The following is a 19,064-nucleotide window of genomic DNA, read 5'->3' on the forward strand; positions in this document are numbered from 1 at the left end:
GGGTTAGTTCTCCTCGGGTGGGCCCGCCCGGCGCGCAGGCCGGGGCGGGCGTGGGGGTTAGGCGTTCGGAAGGGCCGGGAGGTTCTGCAGGCCCTTGGTGTGCTCCAGCCACCGCAGGGCGCTGTCCATCGCCTCCCGCCAGGACCGGAAGGGGTACCGGAAGGGGCGGTATGGCAGGTCGTTGAAGAGGGGGCACCACGTCCAGCGCGGCACGCCGTTCTCGCCGACGACGCGGTAGACGCGGACGCGTTTCGCTGGCCACGGCTTCACGGGGGCGTCGGCGGGGAGGGCGACGAAGCCGTGGCCGACATTCAGGAGCATGCCGCCGTTGGTGAGGGCCGCGATGGTGCCGTGCATGTAGTCGCTCGGGTTGCCGGGGTTGAAGACGCGGACGCGGGTGCGGGTGAGGATGAGGTCGGCCAGTTCGTCGGCCGTGCGGGTGCGCGGGGTGGTGGTCACCGGGGTTCTCCAGGGAGGGAGCGGCGCGGTGTGCGCCGCCCGGGGGTTGAGGGTCAGGAGCCGGACTCGGCGGCCTTGATGGCCTCGACGGCCTTCAACTGGGCGGTGAACTCCGCGTGCTGCTCGTCGGTGAGGTGCATGGCCATCAGGTTGGTGATCTCGGCGTGGGCCTTGATCTCGGCCTGAAGTCGCTGGATCTGGTCCTGGTTGAGCCCGTGCACGCCCTTCCAGGCGACGGCCCAGAATGCGAGGATCGCGGCGGTCAGGTTGTCGTCCATGAGTGCCTTGATCCCGGCAGCGGTGATGATGATGGCGGCGATGATCAGGAAGATCTGCGCGGCGCGGCGGTAAGTCATGGGAGCCCTTCGGGGTTGGCCCCGCCCGGGGGCGGGGCGGTGGGGTCAGACAGAGTGGAGGTAGCGCTCAGCCGAGAGCGGGACCGCGCGCAGGTGGCGCTTGGGCTGCCGGTGGCGGGCGATGTAGGGGGTGGCTGCCTCGGTGAGGGCCAGCACGAGCGGGGTTTCGGCGAGCCAGGCGCGCGGGTTGCTCATCATGGCGGCGGCCTCGTCGTCGCACGAGCGCACCACATCGTCGTAGGCGTGGGTGTCGAACGGCGGGAGCTTGACGTCGCGGAGGGCGTTGGCGGCGGCTTGGACGATGCCCTCGTGCTGCCGCTCAATCCATACGAGGATGTTGCGGGCGTAGCGGGGGCTCATCCGGGCGATGACATGCTCGATGCCCTGCTCGTCCATCCAGGTCTCTTCGTTGTCTAGGCGCGCGTACCAGTTCGCGTACATCGGGGGGTTCTCCAAGGTCAGTTGGCGTAGACGGCGGCGAGGGCTTGGGCGAGGGGGGTCTCGACGATCCAGCCGTGCGGGTCGGTCACGGCGATGTCGGCCTCCTGGAGCGGCGTGAGCCTGCCCGGGTCGGTGTCGAGGACGGCGTCGGGGTCGGGGTGGCCGAGGATGTGCCGGATGACGCCGTCCGTGATGGTGGCGGCGTTGGTCTCCAGCCAGGACCGCGCCATGCAGTTGTCGTAGACGTCCAGGTCGCGGATGCGGCGGGTGCGGCCGTGCCAGTCGGTCCACGTCTCGGTCTGGTGAAGGCGGGCGAACCAGTCCACGGGCCGGATGGGCGTGGGCGGGGTGGCGGCGCGTTCAGGCGAGATCGGCCACAGGACGTGGACCGTAGGGCCGTCCGTCATGTCATGGCCCCACACGCCGTAGTGGTGCTCTCCATCGGGGTCGTAGTAGCCGTGATCCATGGCGGGGCTGAGCGGCGAGTACAGCTCGTACTCGTTGCGGTCGGTCGGGATGACGACCGGCATGGCCGGGTTGAGCAGTTCGGCGCAGTACAGGTTGTTGGCGAGTTGGACATCCGTGGTGGCGTTGGCGATGTCCTTGCGGGTGGGGTCGCGGTCGAAATCCGCGACCGTGAGGGCGGCGACGAGCGGCCCGTCAATGGGGTTGCGGGTGAGGATGCCCACGGGGACGACGTGGTCGTCGGATTCGACGGTCTTGTAGTGGCCGAACCTGATGGCCGAGGTGAGCGGGCGGGCCCACAGGTCGCTGGGTGACGACACCATGACCGGTGCGGGGGCGTGCCAGGCGTAGGCGGCGAGGTTGACCAGGGCGGCGCGCAGCAGCGCGACGGTAACGATCACGGGAGTGTGCTCCAGGCGTGGGGAGGAGTGGCCCCCGCCCGGGAGTAGGCGGGCGGGGACCACAGGGTGGGGAGAGTTAGGCGACGGCGGGGGCCGCGTACAGGCGGTCGGTGTCCTTGCCGAGCGTCACGGCGGCCGTGATGGCTCCCATGACGATCGCGGTGGGCATCTCGACCGCGAACTTGGTCTCGGCGAGGTGGCCGTTGCGGTAGGTGCTGTCTCCCTCAGCGGCCTCACCCGGGCCGAACACGCGCAGGGTGACGTCCCCGTCCTGCTCGTGAACCTCCACCTGGTAGCCGAAGCCCTGGTAGACGCGGGTGAACAGGGCGTCGTAGCCGCCCAGCTCCTCCGGGTCGCGGCCGAGGTCGGCGAAGCCGAGGCCGGTCAGTTCGCCGTGGAGGTAACCGGCGTAGGGGCGCATCGAGTTCATGGGGTTATGCCCTTTCTTCCTGGGGTCTTGGCCGTTCGTCCGGGGGTCGCAGTCCCCGGATTCACATTGAAAAGTGTAGGGCATATTTATAACCATGTCTACTCGGACCGCTCATGGAACTTCTGCTCAAGCTCGGCGAGCCGGTCGCCGTCCTCCCCCGGCTCCGTGACCAGCAGCGCCAGGACTGCCCGGTCCTGCTCGCCCATCCGGAACGACGGCTTACCGTCCCTGATCGCCTGCGCGACCGGCCCCAGGATCGTCGTGAACGTCTCCAGTCGCTGCTCCAGGCGCTGCCGCTCCCGCTCCCCCGCCACCCGGCCCGCGCGGCGGCCCACCAGGAACGCCAGCGTCTCCAGCACGGCGAGCGGGATCACCCAATGCGCCCACGCCGCCACCTGCCACAGGAGATCTCTCACGGCCGCCCCCGGTGCATGAGCCGGTAGTGCCACCACAGCGACTCCTGCGCCGCCGCACTGTCAGCGGCCGGCTGCCAGCGGGCGCGCAGGTTACACGGCCGCACCAGGCACCGCCAGCGCGAGCCCGCCGGCGGCGCGGCCGCCGCGCTCCTGGCCTTCGTCGTCGTCATGGCCGGACGTGTAGCGCAAACGGTCGCTAACGTCCTGCCGCCCTGGTCAGCGCGACGTTAGCCCGGTTCGTCCCTACTCTGCGCCCGGGTCCCCAACCTGACACACCCTCGCCCAGCGGGCGGGGGTGCCGAGTGGCTGGGAGGCCCGCGTGGGCGCAGAGAACGTGTTCATCCCGCAGCAGGCGCGGCTGTGGCTGGCGCCGGTCGGCAGTCCCGCGCCGGAAGGCCCCACGGTGACCATGCCGTCCGCGTGGTACGACATCGGACTTTTTACGCCGGACTCGTTCAACTGGAGCACCGACCCGAGCTTTGAGGAGACGCGCGCCCACCAGTCGAACTACGCCGTCAGGCGCTGGCAGACCGAGGACGCCGCCACGATCGAGGTCGATCTTCTGGAGTGGTCGCTGGCCTCGTTTAAGGCCGTGTACGGCGGCGGCACGATTGAGGAGATCACCCCGCAGGGCGGCGGCGCGGCCTACTACCGGTTCACCCCGCCCGCGATCGGCTCCCGCGTCGAGACCGCGGCGTGCCTGGAGCTGATCGACGGCACCAAGCGGCTTCGCCGGATGGTGCCGAGGTGCGAGCAGTCCGAGGGTGTGGAGCAGTCTTTCCAGAAGACGGAGGCGTCCACGCTGCCGCTGCGGCTCAGCGTGCTGGGCGGCGACGTCGGAGCCCCGTACTACGACCTGCTGCCTGCGACTTGGACGGCGTTCGACCCGACCCCCACCCCCTGACCTTCGGAACTTCCCACGCGGGAAGTTCCTTCCGGCACGAAGTCTTCCGGTTCGTCCGCATCGGGACGGCACGTCGGCCGCAACGATCCGAGCTGGCCCTTCAGCAGCGCCAGCTCCTCGGCGGCGGGCCTTGGGGATCAACATGCGGGGGGCGTCGGCCGAGTCTGGCCGGCGCCCCTTCCGCTTCCCCGCCGTCGTCTGGCTGGTGGCCTACATTGGGCCGGGTGGGAGAGGTACCGGCCGTGGTCGACGTCGTCACCGAACCGGCCGACGATCCGGTGTTCCCCCTCGGCCGGCCCGTGCGGTTCACGTGGGCGCGGCAGGGCCGGCGGCCGCGCACCTATCGGGTGTGCCAGATACTCGAGTGTTGGGTGACGTCTCGGGAGTGGTGGCGGGAGGACCTACCGTACGAAGCCCCGGTGGATGTGTGGCACTACCGCGTGGAGGCCTCATCGGATCAGGGGACGGGCGTGCTCATGCTGTCGGTTGACGTCGCGCGTGAGCGGTGGCAACTCGACGAGTTCGGCCGCTGAATCGCACTAGCCGTCTATCGCCGCATGCGGAAGTGATGGTGTCTCGTCTGCGAGACGCTGCAGCTCGCTCAATATGGTGTCCGGCCTCGATGTGAGGACGGGGTGACGGCGCAGGGCTTCCACCTCAAGCTGGCTCAGTTCGCGCCGCACGACAGCGCCAGCATGCTTGACCACGAGCAGCGTGCCATGGTGGATTACCGCCGAGTCGATATCTGCCAGCGCCTCCATGACCTTGGCGAACGCTTCGGCCTCCTTCTGATTGACGTCGGCTTGACGGGTATCCAGTCCATAGAGGCCCGCAGCGCGCCCAATGAGACTGACGCCGTCGTCTAGATGTTCCTCACTCTCATTCTTGAGGCGTGCGAGGAGCGGACGCCAGAACGACCCGATGACCGGTTTCCCGGTGTAGACAATCTCTAGCCCTTGGGCGTCGAGCCAGGCAGCTACGGCCGACTCAACGGCTTCATGACCGGCTTCGTCGCTGAGGTAGATCGTTACCGGCGTCGACCCTGGCAACGAGTGTTCCGCCAGGCCACGCTGAGCCTCTGCCCTATTAAGACGCATCCCGTACGCGAACGCCATGCTCCGAGCGCCGAGGGCCGCTGATTTGCCGACCTCGTTTCGGCCCACAATCACCGTAGGGGCTACAACGGGGGCTGGCCTTGGGAGATCGAAATGTAGCGGTGTCGTCCCACCCCTCCCCTCAGGTCCTCCGACGTCGGGGCTCGCCTGCAGAAGATCACGAGCGAAGTCGTATGCCATGAGCCACGGCGACCTATCCCACTCGGCGGGCAAGGCCGCTTGTAGAAACGCCGTAAGCGCCTCACGTGAGGGCATACCCCTCCGCGATCGCGGAGGGGGATCATGGGGACCGAAGTGGTCGAACTCCAAGAGGGTGAGGATCCGATTGAACTCACGCGCCGGATCGCCCTCGTAAGGTGTAGAGGACGAGAGCGCCCTAGCAAATTCCAGGGCAACTTGCCAGACCACGACCTCGCCCACAGTAATGACGGGGTCGATGGTGTGCAGGAGCAACATAAGGTCAACAGCGGTCGGCAGCCGAGTACCCTCGAGGTAGTCGTCGATCAGCTCGGGGGCTACATCTAGGGCATCTACCAGGTCTTCACGCGTGAGCGAGGTCGCTTCCCGCAGGTTACTCAACTGGAGCGCAAAGATGCGGGTGGGCTGAACCTGACCTAGGCCGGAAAGCGTGCCGGGCATACGGCTCCTTGCGGTCGAATCATGGGAGTAGCCCCTATCCTGCGCACGATCCGGCGGTCATGTCAGAGGATCCGGCAACAATCTCGAACGATGCGACGCTAAGCCCCACGTGCTCTACGGTCCTCGGCGACCTGCCCGCACCGTCTGGAGGACCTCGGGATGATGATCGACCTAGACATTGACCGCGATGAGCGCTTGGCCGCCATCGCAGCGGAGCGCAACGCTGCTGTGAGCGACACGTTCCCGCTGAAGTTCCGGGGGCGGGTCGTGTGCCAACTGCCGACCGAGCTGCCGCTGGATGTGCTGGAGCCGCTGACGCACGTCGCGGTGGACCTGGGCCTGATCGTTCGCACGGCGCTGGACGCGGCCCGCGTCCAGGACCCGAACGCCGCCACCATGGCCGTGCTCGACATGGTGATCGACCAGCTCGTCATCAACAAGAAGTTGCCCGACCAGGTGATGGCGGCCGTTCACCAGATGGCGGTCCGCCTGTTGGGCGAGCAGGGCTTCGCCGACTTCTTCGCGCTGCGGCCGGCCGTCCCCGACATGGTCGCGCTCGTGAAGGGGCTGCTGAGGGCGTACGGGCTGCGCCTGGGGGAATCCTCGCCGTCCTCCGACTCATCGAGCGGTGGGACGACCTCGACGCCGACCTTGCCCACCACTACCCCGGATTCGAGCCCCGGGGAGCCTGGCGCCGGCCCGGACAGCCCGGCTTCTTCGGGGTCCGGCGGCTACTCGCCCGAGCGGATCGCCTCCCCCCTGATGCCATCGTCAACCTGAACGAGGAGCAGCGGGCCGACCCGTGGCCGCGCCACTACGAGATCTTGACGCAGATTCTGGAGGAGATCGCGGTGTTGGCGGCCGACCGGCGGCGGTCGAAGCCGCGCGAGGCGAGGCGGCCGGAGTGGGTGACCGGTAAGGCGAAGAAGGGGATCGATCGGGCGTTCGGGATCATGATGGCCACGGCGAACACGATCAAGTGAGCGAAGGGCCAGGACCGTGCCGGTCCTGGCCCTTCGTCATGCCCGGGACCTTGTCAGGAAAAATAAATATGACCTACACTTTTTAATGTAAGGCCGAGGGACTGCGACCCCTCGGCGCCCGGCCCCAGGAGGAACGACATGACCGCCACGCCCACCGTGCAGACCACCGGAACCGCCCGGGTTGTCATCGTTCCGTGCGGCGGCAAGAAGGCCGACACCGCCGCCGCCATCCCGGCCGGAGAGCTGTATGTCGGGAGCTACCACCGGGCCGCGCGCCGCGCCGCCGACGCCCTCGCCCACGACGGCGGCCGCGTGTTGATCCTCTCCGCGCTGCACGGCCTGGTGGAGCTCGACACCATGCTGGAGCCGTACGAGCTGCGGGCCGGGCAGGCGGGCACCGTGACCGGCGAGACGCTGCGCGCCCAGGCCGCCGCCCTCGGCATTGCCGACGCGGACGTGACCGTTCTCGGCGGCCGCGCCTACGTGGAGCTGGCCCGCGAGGTGTGGCCCGCGCTGGACGCGCCGCTGCAGGGGACGCGCGGCATCGGGGAGCAGATGGCGCGGCTCGCCGCGATGTACAAGCCCGCCCCGCACGCCCCCGCCGCCCCCATCGACCGCGAGGCCCTGCGGCGGGAGTGCCGCGAGCACGCCGCGACCGTCCGCGCCGCCAGGCTTGAGCGCGAGGCTCGCCGCCGCGCCGCCTACGTCACCGCCGACAGGATGCGCATCGTCGGCGGCCGCGCCTCGGTGCGGTTCACCTTCCCCACCGGCTCCGGCGCGACCAAGGTCGCCGCCCGCATCCGGGCCGCCCGCCAGTTCGCCGCCGCCAACGGCGTGACGACCACCCAGCCCGACGCGGTCACCCTCCAGGCCCACGGCAGCCCCGCCCGGGTGGCAGGCTTCGCGAGCGCGTTGCCGCGCCTGGTCGAGCTGGTCGAGGGCTACACGGCGCTCGTAGTACGCCACTACGGCCGCTGGGAGCGCCACTCCACCAACCAGCACCACCTGGACGGCCTGACCGAGGCCGAGCGCCGCGCCCACCTCCGCGCCTTCCGGGCCCGCGCGTTCGCCGCCATCGTGGCCACCCTGCTGCGCCCGGTCGACGAGCCCGCCCCGCAGATCGACGAGACCGCGCCGATCTGGGAGCAGGCCGACGCCGTCGCCGCCCAGTACGCCGAATACGGCTGGTTCGACATCACCTCCAAGGCCGACGCCAACGAGGTCACCGCCCTGCTTGACGCCGCCATCGTCGTGGAGACCGCCGCTCCCGCCGCCCCAGCTCCGCTGTCCGGGCAGCGCGTGCTCACGCCCCGCCCCGCCCGCCGTACAGCGGTGCGCACGGCCCGCCATCCCGTCGCGCGCCACGCGCCGAGGTTCGCCCAGCTCGACCTGTTCGCCGCGGCATAGCGCTCGGCACCCAGCGGTGGCGCCACCAGCGCCACCGCCACCCAGGCCCTTACAGGGGGGAGGCCACCATGAGCGAGCCTGCTGGCACCTTGAGTTGGCCGGTGATCTCCTCGAATACGACGTCGTCGATGTAGAACACCGTGTCGGCCGGGACCGCGCCCCACAATCCGATGTTCAGCCGCACGTCGGTGGCGGTTGCGGGCTGCTCGACTTCCAGAGCGAAACGCGTCCACTGCCCTGCGGGGAGTGGACGGATGTCGCTGTTCTCGCCGACCTGCGTGTTGGCGTCCTCCCAATTCCACCACGTCATGCGTAGGCCGGCCTGGGCCCAGCCCGTGTCGGAGTACAGCCACGCCTCGAACCGCCAGCGGCCGCCGTTGACGTCCCCTGTCTGCCACGCCACGGCGTCGGCATCCCCGTAGGCGAGCACGTGCATGGAACCGCCGGGGCTTCTGGCGGGCGCCTCGATCGGGTTGATGGCGGCGTCCGCCCCGTTCCAGTCGTTCAGGTCCTGCTCGGGCGTCATGTCGTAGACGTATCGCTCTCGGTGCACCGTGGACACCAGTGCGACCGTGCCGGGCTCGACAGCGTCCACGACGGCGTCGAGCTTCAAGTGGATTAGGCCAGCGGGGTAGATCCAATAGCTGCCGTCGAGTATGGGCCCGTATGCGTTCGTGGCGTGCACGTAGTGGGACCCCTGCGTCGCGTAGATGAGCTGTGATGTCGCGAAGATTAGGGAGGCGCCAGGACCGGCGAGGCTCACATCGGTGGCCACCCGTCCCCCGACCGCTTGCAGGGGGAGGAATGCGCTCACGCGCTGAAGTCCCGGAACGAGGTCGAGCTGGAGGCCCGGAAGTGGCGCGGATGGCTGGTTGGGCGTCACGATGATGTCGGCGCTGGTGCGCGCCACCCGCGAGGCGGTGACCGGGGCGGCGGCGCCGTCTGAGGTCTGCTGGTGGAGGGTGCCGTCTTGGGCGGCGTACACAGCGACGTGCCCCGGCGGGGGTGGGGCTGGCGTGCCGCCGAGTTGGGCGAGGTGCAGCGGGGCGAGGTGTCGGCTCATCACGGCTTCCGGGCGAAGATCACGACGCGGTAGCCATTCTGGGCGAGGGGGACGCCCGCGCTGATGGTGACGGTGTTGAGGGCGGCGACCTTCTTGACGTCCACCTCTTCTCCCGTGGCTTCGTCCCACACCTGGACGAGGACTGCCTTGGTGCCGAGGTTGTGGGTGACGGTCCACGTGTTGCTCGCGCTGGGCGGGCCGATGAGGTCGAAGTCGGACGACGTGCTGCCTGCGGTGATCGGGAACCGGCTGAAGACGATGGCAGTGGTGCCGACCGTGATGGGGCCGTTCGTGGTGACCCACCAGGCGGTGTCGGCGTGGACGGTCCCTTCCTCAACGGTGACCCACAGGCCGGGGGTCACCTCGGCGTTCGCGTCGGCGTCGGTCGCGCGGGTGAGCGGCTGGCCCGACGCGGTGAACACGTAGAGGCCGTTCTCGGCGCCTGCGGTCTGATCCTTGAGCAGAAGCCGGTCGCCGCCAGCGAGGGTGATGCCGTCCAACGTGGCGGGCGCCGAGGTGACCGGCACGTTGCCGGTCGAGGCGACGCGCACCGACCCCTTGTAGTCCAGGTTGGAGACGGCCGAGTTGACGAGGGTCTTCACCTGCCCCCAGGTGGGGACGCCGGTATCTGTGGTGGCGTCGCCGAGGTTGAGCAGGTGGCCCTGCCCGAAGTCGTAGTCGCCAGCGAGCATCTTCTTCACGGCCATGACCGCGCTCCTTAGCTGAGGTGGGCTCGGCCAGCAGTTGCCGCGCCGAGGGTGACAATCACGGTCGCGATGTCCGGGCAGAACACCGCGGCGTCGATCTCGTTGCCGTCGATGTCCTCGACGGCGATGGCGGGGCGGCGGCCGAGTTCGTGCGGGATGGTCCACACGCGGGCGGGCTGGGTCTGGTCGTGGACGTGGAAGCCGCCGCCACCGGGCCCGGCGGGGCCGCGCTCCCCGCGGGGTCCTGGCGGACCTTGTACGCCTGGGGTGCGCACCTGGACGACGGTGGGCCGGGCGGTGACGTGGATGACGGTGCGCTGCTCGGTGGTGGTGACGATCACCGGGTCATGCAGGGCCATCAGGCGGTCACTCCCGGCTTGACCGTGACCGGCCCTTCCAGGAGGCGGGTTTCGTCGCCGTCCGGGGAGGTGAGCAGCAGATCGTAGACGGCGCGGTCCCATCCGAACGTGCGGGTCGCGGCGGCGGGGATGCGCAGCTGCACGACCCCGGCCGGGCCGTCGATGACGATCCCCCCGCCTGCGGTGGTGTCGAGGTGGTGGAGCAGGGTCGCGGATCCGGTGCACGGCCGGATGTCCATGCGGGCGCTGTAGCCGGTCAGGACGACGATGCCTGAGCCGTCGGACAGGGCTAGCTCGTGCTCGAACGTGGCGCCCTGCTCGATCAGCAGAGCTAAGGTCGCGGCCGTCATGGGCCGGATGGTGCCAGGAGGATGCCCTAGCGTCCCCACGGCCGTCCCGGCGGCCGGTCAGGAACTTCCCACGCGGTAAGTCCAGTTCGGGCTTGTGCGTCCCTCTGATCCCGGCTAGCGGGGTGTGAGCCTCCGGCTTGTCGTGCCGGAGGCTCAGCCCTTTCTAGGCTTCTGATTGGTTCTCGCTCGGGCCGGCGCCAGGGAAGGGAGGAAGCGGCCCCGCCAGGTTCTCGCGTTCCCCTCCGACGAGGTCGATGATGGCGATCCAGTCGTGCGTGGCCCACTTCTCCAGGTCGTCCGCGAGGGCGGTGAGGTCGGTGGCGGCTATGCGCCGTACCCCGGCATCCGTCAGGAGGTCGTCACTCGTGTCGCCCTGCGGCTCGCCGCGTAGGGCCTTCGCGTACCTGCGCAGCAGTTCGATGTGGATGCCGATTCCGCTGCGGCTTGTGCGTGCCACAGGGATGAGGTTGTCGGGGTGCGCAGCGGCTTCGGCGTCGGATTCCAGGCCGGACTGCCAGTGCTGGCGGAGCTTCGGAGCTTCGGAGCTTCGGGGCACAGGCTGTCAGCGACCTGGCGGTCCATGAGGAGCCAGGTCTTCGGCCGGTCGTCGCCGGAACGGGTCCAGTTGGCGAAGTCGACTTCCGAGACGATGTACCCCGCCACCTCGCGCGGCCCCATATCCAGCACAGAGATAAGCGCCTTGTCGGGTGGAACCTCGTCGAGGCCGCGCGGCGGGCCGGGCAGGACCTCGCTGCCCGGCAGGCCGATGAGGTGCTTCAGTTTGCCGGTGTCGTTCGGCAGATGCAGGTACAAAGTCATGGGCCCTCCAGTGCTTGCAGCGCATCGTACGCCCGCCGCTGGCCCGGTCCTGGAACTTCCCGCGCGGGAAGTTCCGTTCGTGCGCTTGCGTCCCGCTGGGCGACGTTAGCGGCCTTTTACGTCACCCTCCCCTGCGGCTCATCGGGGGGTGAGGGCGGATGGCGGACGAGCTTGGCGGGGGGCTCGACGGCGGGCGGATCGACATCAAGGTCGTGGCCGACCTGTCGGACGTTGACGAGGGCAAGCTTCAGCGGGAGATCGACCGGCGCACGAAGGCGGTCAAGGCCAAGCTTGCGGCGGAGATCGAGGCGCGGACGGTCGCCACCGAGGCGAAGGCCGCGGCGCGGGCGGCTGAGCGTGAGGCCGAGGTGCGGCTGAAGGCGACCGTGGACCGGTCGCAGCTTCGCCGCGATTTGGACGGCGTCGCCCGCAGCGATGTGCGGATCCGGTTCGGCGCCGAGGTTGATCGTGCCCAGTTGCGGGCCGACGTCGACCAGGCGGCGCGGGCGGCGGCCACGGACGTCGAGGTCGGCGCGGACACCTCCCCGGCGCGGACCGAGGGCGAGAAGTTCCGGCAGGAGACTGAGCGGCGGCCGGTCAAGGTTCCGGTCCAGTTCGACCAGAACGCCACGCGCCAGGCCGGCACGCTGGTGGCGACGCTAGGGAAGGTCGCGGCGGCAGGGTCGGGGCTGCTGCTCGCGGCCGCCGGTGCAACGGCGCTCGCCAGCGGGCTGGGCGCGGTGGTCGCCGCAGGGTCTCAGGCGGTGGGCGTGCTCGGCGTGCTGCCGGGCCTGGTGACGACGGCCGCTCAGGGGCTGGCCACGCTGCTGGTCGGGTTCTCCGGGGTTGGGGCGGCGCTCGGCGCGCTGTCGCAGGCGGACAAGCAGGCGGCGGCATCGGGGGCGGCGTCGGCGCAGGCCCGCGAAGCGGCAGCCGAAAGGATCAAGAACGCCGAGAGGGCGATCCGCGACGCGGCGCACGCCCGGATGCTGGCGAACGAGCGGGTCGGCGACGCCCGCGACGCCACAGTGGAGGCGGCCAAGGCGGTCGAGCAGGCCGAGGCCCGCGTGAAGGAGGCCGTCGAACGGGTCGCCGAGGCACGTCAGCGGGTCTCGGATGCGGTCGCAGCGGCGGCCGACCGGCAGGAGCAGGCCGCGCGCCGGGTCGAGATGGCCGAGCGCCGGGTGGCCGAGGCTCAGCGCGCCACCCAGCGGGCCACGGAAGATCTCAACGAGGCCAGACGGCAGGCCAAGGAACGGCTTGAGGATCTTGCTCTGGCGGCGCGTGGCGGCGCCCTGGACGAGGAGTCCGCCAAGATCGCGATCGAGCGGGCCAAGCAGCGCCTTGAGAAGGTCAACAAGGATCCGTTCGCTTCTGACCTGGACAAACGTGAGGCGGATCTGGCGTACCGTCAGGCGCTGCTCCGGCTCGATGAGGTCAAGGAGCGCAACCAGGACCTCGCCCAGGAGAAGGCCGAGGCGGACGCCCGCGGGGTCGAGGGGTCCAAGGAGGTTGAGGCGGCCAAGGAACGCCTTGCCGCTTCAATCCAGGCGGAAAAGGACGCCGAGTACGAACTTGGGCAGGCGCGCAAGGATGCCGCCAAGGCGGCCGTGGACAGCGCGCGCGCCATCGCCGACGCTCAGCGCGGCGTCGCCGACGCCCTGCAGGGGGTGAAGGACGCCCAGGACGGCGTCAAGTCCGCCCAGAAGGCGCAGGTCCAGGCGGCGCGCGATCTTCGCGAAGCGCTGTGGGATCAGATGCTCGCCGTCGAACGGCTGAAGGACGCCGAGGCCGAGCTAGCCAAGGCCCGCAAGGCGGCCAAAACCGCAGGCCAGACCGGCGGCGGTTGCGTGGATCCGGCGGCGCAGGCCCTTGCCGACCTGTCCCCGCGGATGCGTGACCTCGTGCTGTTCATCCACCGCCAGGTACGGCCGGAGCTGCGTGAGCTCAAATTCGAGGTGCAGGATGCGCTCGCGCCCGGCGTCAGGCGCGGGGTGCAGGCGGCGATGCCGCTGCTCGGCACTCTGCGCTCCGGTATGGCGGCCACCGGCCGAGTCGTCGGCGACCTCGTCGCGGACTTCGGCAGGCTCGCCGGCAGCAAGGCGTTCTCCGGCTACGTGTCGCGGATCATGGGCCGCAACACGCAGGCCACCCAACTGTTCGGCAAGGCCGGAATCTCCGCGTTCAAGGGCGTCGTGCGGATCATCGACGTGTCGATGCCGTTCGTCGTCAAGCTCGCGGACGGGATCGCACGCGGCGCCGACACGTTCGACAAGTGGACCAGGCGGGTCAGCGGCGACGGGTCGCTGGAGGAGTTCTTCGACAACGCGTGGGTCGCCGCGTCCCGGGTGTGGCGGATTCTCGAGAACGTCGGCGGCGCGCTCGTCGGCATCTTCCGGCCGGGCATGTCGGCCGGGGGCACGATGCTGGAGGACCTCGCGCAGGCGGCCGAGGATTTCAACCACTGGATCAACCAGCCGGAGACGCAGGAGCGGCTGCGCAAGTTCTTCGACGGTCTCATTCCGCTGATGCGCGAGGCGGGCGGGCTGATCAAGGATGTCGCCACGTTCCTGGGTCGGATCACCGAGGCCGTGGTCGATGACGGCACCCTGACGGGGTTCCTCGCGTTCCTGCGCGGCGTCGTCCAGTGGCTCACCAAGATTTCCGACATCCCGTTCGTGGGCGACATCCTCGGCTGGATCTTCGTGCTCGGCCTGGTCAGCGTCGTGATCGGCGGCCTGCTGAAGAAGCTGACCATGCTGGCGAAGGGCATCAAGCTGCTCGGCAAGGCGGGCAAGGGCCTGTCCAAGCTGACGGGCCTGTCCAAACTGCTCGGCGGCGGGGACGACGACGATGACGGCGGCAAGGGCGGCAAGGGGAAGAAGGGCGGCGGGCCCGACGTCGACGTGGACCTCGGCGGCGACAGCAAGGGGGCGAAGGACGCCAAGAAAAACGCCGACCAACTCGCCGACGCCTACGACGGTGTGGGCCGGTCGGCGGACCAGGCCGGGAAGAAGACCCAGGGCCTCGGCAAGGAGGTGGATGCGACCGGCCGGAAGGCCGACAGCGGGTCGAAGAAGACCGGCGTCCTGTCCAAGGCGCTCGACGGGCTCAAGACTGTGGCCGGGAAGGTCGGCGTTGGGCTCGGCGGCCTGGCGGGCGTGCTCGGCTTGGACAAGCTCGGCGACGTCGGCACGAAGCTCAAGACGGCCCTGTCCAGGGTGGACGTGGCCGGCTCGCTCAAGAAGGTCAACCCGGCCAACCTGATCGCGAAGCCGACCGGGCAGATCAACACGGGGTCGTGGTTCTCGAAGCTGAACCCGAAGAACTTGATCAGCACGGTCGGCGAGAAGATCAACCCTGGCGGCTGGTTCTCGAAGCTGAACCCGCGCGGCCTGGTCGGGGACGTCGGAGACAAGAAGATCGACCCCGGCGGCTGGATGTCGAAAGTCAAGCCGGACAACGTGTTCGACACGAAGAAGAAGATCGACATCTCCGGGTGGTTCTCCAAGATCAACCCGTCGAGCCTGTTCAACGGGACCGGCAAGAACGGCAAGGTTGACCTCGGCGGCGACGGCAAGGCCGGCACGGGCAAGACCCCCACGACCACGACCGGCAAGAAGGGCGTGGGCAAGACTGCGGCGAAGGTCGGCGGCGGCCTCGCGGCGACTCTCGCCGCCGCGGCGGCGGCCCTCTTCGGTGACGAGATCTTGGCCGGGGCTGAGGAGGCTCTCGGCAAGCCGGGCGCGGGCGCGCTGAACGGCGCGATGACCGGCGGCGGCATCGGGTCGCTGGCGGGGCCGATCGGAACGCTGATCGGCGCCGTGTACGGCGGCATCAACGGCCTCGTGGGCGGCGCGGGCGGCAACACCACGGCGGCCGCGCTCGGGTCGCTGGTGTCCGGGCCTACGGCGCTGCTGGCCGGGCTGGTGCCTCCGCCGGGGGAGTTGGTGAAGAAGTGGGCTCCGCAGATTGCTGCGGTCAAGCGGAGTTGGTCGGACATGTGGTCCGCGCTGACGGGGCAGACGAACACGAGCACGGCCACGGTCACCTCCAAGATCGCCACCTTCGCGTCTGGGGCGGCCGGGAAGTTCCTCACGATCAAGCAAACCGCGCCGCAACACGTGCGCGATGCGTGGGCGGCGATCCAGGCCGACATCGACGCGGGGCTTCCCCCGTCGCAGGCCAAGATCGACGCGTTCGTACGGGCTGGCGGCACGAAGTTCCTGGACCTGAAGGCGCAGGCTCCGCAGTCGATGCGGGACATGCTGAACCAGATCCAGGCAGACGCGGCCGCGAGCCTGCCGATCACCTCGCAGAAGTTCACGTCGTTCGTCCAGACCGGGAACAGCAAGTTCCTGGAGCTGAAGGCCGGGGCGCCCAAGTCGCTGAAGGAAGCTTGGGCGTCCATCCAGGCGGACGCGGCGGCCGGACTCCCGCCCAGCAAGGCCAAGATCGACAAATTCATCTCGGACGGGGGCCTGGCGTTCCTCAAGCTGAGGAAGGACGCCCCCGCGTCGGCCAAGGCCACGTGGAAGGACGTGTCCGACTCCACGACGTCCGGTCTGAAACCGGCCGAGACCGGGGTGTCCGGCTTCCTGAAGCGGGTGCGGGACTTCTTCGGCGAAGCCAAGGGCAAGATCAGCACGGCCTGGTCTGGTGTGGCCGAAGCGGTGCGTCAGCCGATCCAGGGCGTGATCAACAGCCTCTACAACAACGGCATCGTCAAGCTGTGGAACAGCGTGGCATCCAAGCTGAAGCTGCCCATCCTGCCGACGCTGTCGTTCGCGCGCGGCGGCGTCGTCCCGGGCGGCGGGTACGGGGTGCTGCCCGGCTACTCCCCCGGCCGGGACACGATGCTCGCCGCCGTCAGCCCGGGTGAGGCGTGGCTTCGGCCGGAGGCGGCCCGGTGGCTCGGCACCGGCTGGATCAACGCCATCAACACGGCGGCCCGGCGCGGCACCCTGCAGCGGTTCGCGTCCGGCGGCGTGGTCGGCACGAGCTCGGCGGACCTGTATCAGGCGTCGCGGTCGGCGCCGCGGGCCCGCCAGGTCGACCGGCAGCAGGCCGGGGCGGGTGCGTCGGCGACGGTCAACGTCTACCCGCAGCCCGGCCAGGACGAAGTTTCGATTGGCGCTGCCGCCGCCCGGCGGGTCGGCGCGCTGATCCGGTAACCAGGGGGGTCACAAGGTCATGGGACGCATCTGGCAGAAGTACAGCCTCGCGGAGATGCAGCAGCTCTACTCAGTGTCGTTCCCGCAGGCGACGACACCAGGGAATCGGCTGATCGTCACAGTGGTGTCGCTGTTCGGTGCGGGCGAACCGGGCGAAGAGTCGCCCACGCACACGCCGTACACGCTCGTGGCGCAGGACTTCGGCTACGCGCAGGTGGCGGTCTGGTCGAAGATCGCCACCGGGGATGAGGTCTACGCGGGGTTCTTCGCAAGCAGCACCGATGGCGCGATGATCATCTATGCCGAGGAGCGAGACGACTCCCCTGACGTGCTGTACGCGACCAGCGGCTACAACGCGGGCGGCATCGTCTCCTGCACGCCGGTGACGGTGCCGGCCGCGCAGGGGTACGTGATCGCTGCTGAGGGCCGTATCCCGCCCGGCACGCCCGGCTCCTCCTGGTCGCCGTCCGGGCTCACGGCCGCCGTGACCGGAACGGGCGGTTACTCCACCACGCGGGTCAGCGCCCAGTTCTACGCCGGAGGGCTGCCCTTCGCCGGCAACGTCACCTACAAGGCCACCAGCACGGGCGGCGGCTACAACACCGGCATCGCCATCGCCGCGTTCGGCCGGATCGACCCGAACCCGCCCACCATGCCGCCCGGCCTGCACGCCACCGCCGTCACCGACACCACCGCGGCGATCGCATGGGACCCCGCCACTGACAACATCGGCGTCACCGCGTACGGCCTGTACCGCAACAACTCCAAAGTGGGCGCCGACCAGACGGGCCGCACCTACACCTTCACGGGCCTGACCAAGGGCACCGTGTACGAGCTGGGCGTGGACGCCCGCGACGCCGCCGGCAACCGGTCGGAGAAGTCCACCATCAGCGTGCTCGCGGTGACCGACCTGGCGCCGCCGACCGCGCCCGGCAACGTGCGGCTGCTCGACCTGGCGCACACCACCGCCACCCTGGCGTGGGATGCCGCCACGGATGACGTCGGCCTCGCCGGATACGGCATGTACTTGAACGGCAGCAAGGTAGGAGGCGACCAATCCGAGCTGCAGCACACGTTCACCGGCCTCGGCCGAGGCCGCGCCTACACGGCAGGCGTCGACGCGGTGGACACCAGCGGCAACAGGTCTCCGATCGCCGCCCTCGACTTCACCACGCTCGCCGACACGCTGCCTGGTGCTCCTCCCGGCCTGACCGCCACGCCCGGGGTTGAAGAGGTGACGCTGGCGTGGCAGCCCGCCACCGACGACCTCGGCATCGCCCGCTACGAGGTGCTCCTTGACGGGCAGGTGACCGGCGCGACCACGACGCTCGGCTACGTCATCGAGGGCCTGAACCCAGCCGGCGCCTACATGGTGGGGGTGCGAGCGGTCGATGACGGCGGCGGCCGCGGCCCGCTCGTGGAACTCGAGGTTTCGACGCTGGCGGCGGACTGGGCACCGAACGCGACGCCCGTCTACCGGTTGGAGGGGTGGACGGGCAACGCCCGCGATGCCCACGGCGTCGACTGGGTGGTCGAACGCGAGGAGGGATGGGCGTCCACGGCCGACGTGACGCCGCTGGAGGAGGAATCCGATTCCAGCGACGGCGGATTCTCCGGCCCGGGGAGCTTCGGCGCGCGGCGGATCACCCTGTCGGGGAAGGCGGTCGCCACCTCGCGGGCGGGCATGCTGGCCGCTCAGGACCGGGTCAAGGCCGCCTTGGCGCCCCGCCAGCTCGGCACGCTGCGGGTGCAGGAGGGCGGCCTGACCAGGCAGGCGCAGGTGCGGCTCAACGGCGGCATCGAGATCACCGACCGGGGCCCGATCGCGTTCGATTGGGTGCTGCCGCTGCTCGCGCCGAACCCGCGCCGCACGGCGGTGCGCCCGATCTATGACGAGGTGGCGATCGAGACGCTGCCGGGGTCGGCGTCGATCAGCATCCACATGGCGGGCGACTATCGGTGGATCCCGGCGCAGATCCGCGTGTGGGGGCCCATCAAGGACTTCACCATCACGCATCAGGAGTCGGGGCTGGTGATCCGGACGAAGCCGGGCACGGTGCTGCCGTCGGACTCGCGGTACAGCTTGGACATCGACCTGGCCACGCGGGTGGTGCTCGCCTACGTGCCGCCGGACGTGTACCCGGAGCCGCGCCCGGGGCGGGGCGCGCTCGGCTCGTTCCCGGCCCGGTTCGCGCTGCAGAACGGGCCGAACACGCTCACGCTCACAGGCGTACCGGTTCCGGGCGAGGTGGGGAGTCCGCGGATGGTGATCCAGGCGTGGGACTCCTGGCGGTAGCAGCTCGCAGTCCCAACGTTTCGCATTTGTTATCTGGTAAAGCTACCTGACCGTAACGTACGTTCGATTTTTTTTGGAGTCGTGCTGGAAGTCCAGCAGGCTTGTGTCTGATCCACAGGTCGCAACCGCCTGCTGGCCAGACCCCCCAGCCGTGGCTACCGCGCCTGCCACCGCAGCTAAGCCGAACACGATTTGGTGCCAGGTCGGCATCTCGCCGAAGTTGGACATGATGCTGAACAGCATCGTGGCTCCTGATGCGAGGACAATCAGGCGGTGGCCA

General features: G+C 69.6%; 21 protein-coding genes. 7 read left to right on the forward strand and 14 right to left on the reverse strand.

What is annotated here, in order from left to right:
- Positions 1 to 57: 57 nt before the first annotated feature.
- The 7 genes from ACFKCF_RS35900 to ACFKCF_RS35930 form a co-directional block, all read right to left on the reverse strand.
- Complete coding sequence (locus ACFKCF_RS35900; protein ID WP_394499740.1) at positions 58 to 459, reverse strand: hypothetical protein; 402 nt, start codon at positions 457 to 459, stop codon at positions 58 to 60.
- 53 nt (positions 460 to 512) lie between these two features.
- Complete coding sequence (locus ACFKCF_RS35905) at positions 513 to 815, reverse strand: hypothetical protein (RefSeq protein WP_394499741.1); 303 nt, start codon at positions 813 to 815, stop codon at positions 513 to 515.
- 45 nt (positions 816 to 860) lie between these two features.
- Positions 861 to 1,256, reverse strand: coding sequence for a hypothetical protein (locus ACFKCF_RS35910; protein ID WP_394499742.1), 396 nt, complete (start codon positions 1,254 to 1,256; stop codon positions 861 to 863).
- A gap of 17 nt (positions 1,257 to 1,273) precedes the next feature.
- Positions 1,274 to 2,122 (reverse strand): hypothetical protein, encoded by an 849-nt coding sequence (locus ACFKCF_RS35915; RefSeq protein WP_394499743.1) that lies wholly within the window; start codon positions 2,120 to 2,122, stop codon positions 1,274 to 1,276.
- Positions 2,123 to 2,198: 76 nt separating this feature from the next.
- The gene (locus ACFKCF_RS35920; RefSeq protein ID WP_394499744.1) at positions 2,199 to 2,552 is read right to left on the reverse strand and encodes a hypothetical protein; all 354 of its coding nucleotides are present in this window, start codon (positions 2,550 to 2,552) and stop codon (positions 2,199 to 2,201) included.
- Positions 2,553 to 2,650: 98 nt separating this feature from the next.
- Positions 2,651 to 2,968, reverse strand: coding sequence for a hypothetical protein (locus ACFKCF_RS35925; protein ID WP_394499745.1), 318 nt, complete (start codon positions 2,966 to 2,968; stop codon positions 2,651 to 2,653).
- Complete coding sequence (locus tag ACFKCF_RS35930; RefSeq protein WP_394499746.1) at positions 2,965 to 3,138, reverse strand: hypothetical protein; 174 nt, start codon at positions 3,136 to 3,138, stop codon at positions 2,965 to 2,967. Before ACFKCF_RS35930 ends, ACFKCF_RS35925 begins: the two co-directional genes overlap by 4 nt.
- A gap of 149 nt (positions 3,139 to 3,287) precedes the next feature.
- On the opposite strand from ACFKCF_RS35930, the gene ACFKCF_RS35935 reads away from it, so the two are divergent.
- Positions 3,288 to 3,872, forward strand: coding sequence for a hypothetical protein (locus tag ACFKCF_RS35935; RefSeq protein WP_394499747.1), 585 nt, complete (start codon positions 3,288 to 3,290; stop codon positions 3,870 to 3,872).
- A 242-nt stretch (positions 3,873 to 4,114) separates the two neighbouring features.
- A complete protein-coding gene (locus ACFKCF_RS35940; protein ID WP_394499748.1) occupies positions 4,115 to 4,405 on the forward strand; it encodes a DUF6504 family protein in 291 nt (96 codons plus the stop codon).
- Positions 4,406 to 4,411: 6 nt separating this feature from the next.
- Here ACFKCF_RS35940 and ACFKCF_RS35945 read toward each other — a convergent pair whose 3' ends face one another.
- On the reverse strand, positions 4,412 to 5,626 hold the full coding sequence (locus tag ACFKCF_RS35945) for a hypothetical protein (RefSeq protein WP_394499749.1): 1,215 nt from the start codon (positions 5,624 to 5,626) through the stop codon (positions 4,412 to 4,414).
- Positions 5,627 to 5,785: 159 nt separating this feature from the next.
- On the opposite strand from ACFKCF_RS35945, the gene ACFKCF_RS35950 reads away from it, so the two are divergent.
- The 3 genes from ACFKCF_RS35950 (at position 5,786) to ACFKCF_RS35960 (ending at position 8,016) form a co-directional block, all read left to right on the forward strand.
- The gene (locus ACFKCF_RS35950; RefSeq protein ID WP_394499750.1) at positions 5,786 to 6,406 is read left to right on the forward strand and encodes a hypothetical protein; all 621 of its coding nucleotides are present in this window, start codon (positions 5,786 to 5,788) and stop codon (positions 6,404 to 6,406) included.
- 44 nt (positions 6,407 to 6,450) lie between these two features.
- On the forward strand, positions 6,451 to 6,609 hold the full coding sequence (locus ACFKCF_RS35955) for a hypothetical protein (RefSeq protein ID WP_394499751.1): 159 nt from the start codon (positions 6,451 to 6,453) through the stop codon (positions 6,607 to 6,609).
- A 138-nt stretch (positions 6,610 to 6,747) separates the two neighbouring features.
- Positions 6,748 to 8,016 carry a DUF6884 domain-containing protein gene (locus tag ACFKCF_RS35960; protein ID WP_394499752.1) on the forward strand — a complete coding sequence of 423 codons (1,269 nt, stop codon included), beginning with the start codon at positions 6,748 to 6,750 and terminating at the stop codon, positions 8,014 to 8,016.
- 49 nt (positions 8,017 to 8,065) lie between these two features.
- On the opposite strand, the gene ACFKCF_RS35965 is transcribed toward ACFKCF_RS35960, so the two are convergent.
- The 5 genes from ACFKCF_RS35965 to ACFKCF_RS35985 all read right to left on the reverse strand — a co-directional run bounded on the left by ACFKCF_RS35965 (position 8,066) and on the right by ACFKCF_RS35985 (position 10,952).
- Entirely contained in the window at positions 8,066 to 9,079 is a 1,014-nt protein-coding gene (locus ACFKCF_RS35965) for a hypothetical protein (RefSeq protein ID WP_394499753.1), read from the reverse strand.
- Positions 9,079 to 9,786: a hypothetical protein gene (locus ACFKCF_RS35970; RefSeq protein ID WP_394499754.1), complete on the reverse strand. Its 708-nt coding sequence runs from the start codon at positions 9,784 to 9,786 to the stop codon at positions 9,079 to 9,081. Before ACFKCF_RS35970 ends, ACFKCF_RS35965 begins: the two co-directional genes overlap by 1 nt.
- Positions 9,787 to 9,797: 11 nt before the next feature.
- Complete coding sequence (locus ACFKCF_RS35975) at positions 9,798 to 10,145, reverse strand: hypothetical protein (RefSeq protein WP_394499755.1); 348 nt, start codon at positions 10,143 to 10,145, stop codon at positions 9,798 to 9,800.
- Positions 10,145 to 10,495, reverse strand: coding sequence for a hypothetical protein (locus ACFKCF_RS35980; RefSeq protein WP_394499756.1), 351 nt, complete (start codon positions 10,493 to 10,495; stop codon positions 10,145 to 10,147). The genes ACFKCF_RS35975 and ACFKCF_RS35980 overlap by 1 nt, the downstream gene beginning before the upstream one ends.
- 163 nt (positions 10,496 to 10,658) lie before the next feature.
- The gene (locus ACFKCF_RS35985; protein ID WP_394499757.1) at positions 10,659 to 10,952 is read right to left on the reverse strand and encodes a hypothetical protein; all 294 of its coding nucleotides are present in this window, start codon (positions 10,950 to 10,952) and stop codon (positions 10,659 to 10,661) included.
- Positions 10,953 to 11,472: 520 nt separating this feature from the next.
- On the opposite strand from ACFKCF_RS35985, the gene ACFKCF_RS35990 reads away from it, so the two are divergent.
- On the forward strand, positions 11,473 to 16,488 hold the full coding sequence (locus ACFKCF_RS35990) for a hypothetical protein (protein WP_394499758.1): 5,016 nt from the start codon (positions 11,473 to 11,475) through the stop codon (positions 16,486 to 16,488).
- Between the two features lie 19 nt (positions 16,489 to 16,507).
- On the forward strand, positions 16,508 to 18,784 hold the full coding sequence (locus tag ACFKCF_RS35995; RefSeq protein WP_394499759.1) for a fibronectin type III domain-containing protein: 2,277 nt from the start codon (positions 16,508 to 16,510) through the stop codon (positions 18,782 to 18,784).
- Between the two features lie 42 nt (positions 18,785 to 18,826).
- On the opposite strand, the gene ACFKCF_RS36000 is transcribed toward ACFKCF_RS35995, so the two are convergent.
- Positions 18,827 to 19,027 carry a hypothetical protein gene (locus ACFKCF_RS36000; RefSeq protein WP_394499760.1) on the reverse strand — a complete coding sequence of 67 codons (201 nt, stop codon included), beginning with the start codon at positions 19,025 to 19,027 and terminating at the stop codon, positions 18,827 to 18,829.
- Positions 19,028 to 19,064 lie beyond the last annotated feature (37 nt).

The sequence above is a fragment of the Nonomuraea sp. JJY05 genome (assembly GCF_043496855.1).
In the GTDB taxonomy this organism is placed as follows: Bacteria; Actinomycetota; Actinomycetes; order Streptosporangiales; family Streptosporangiaceae; genus Nonomuraea.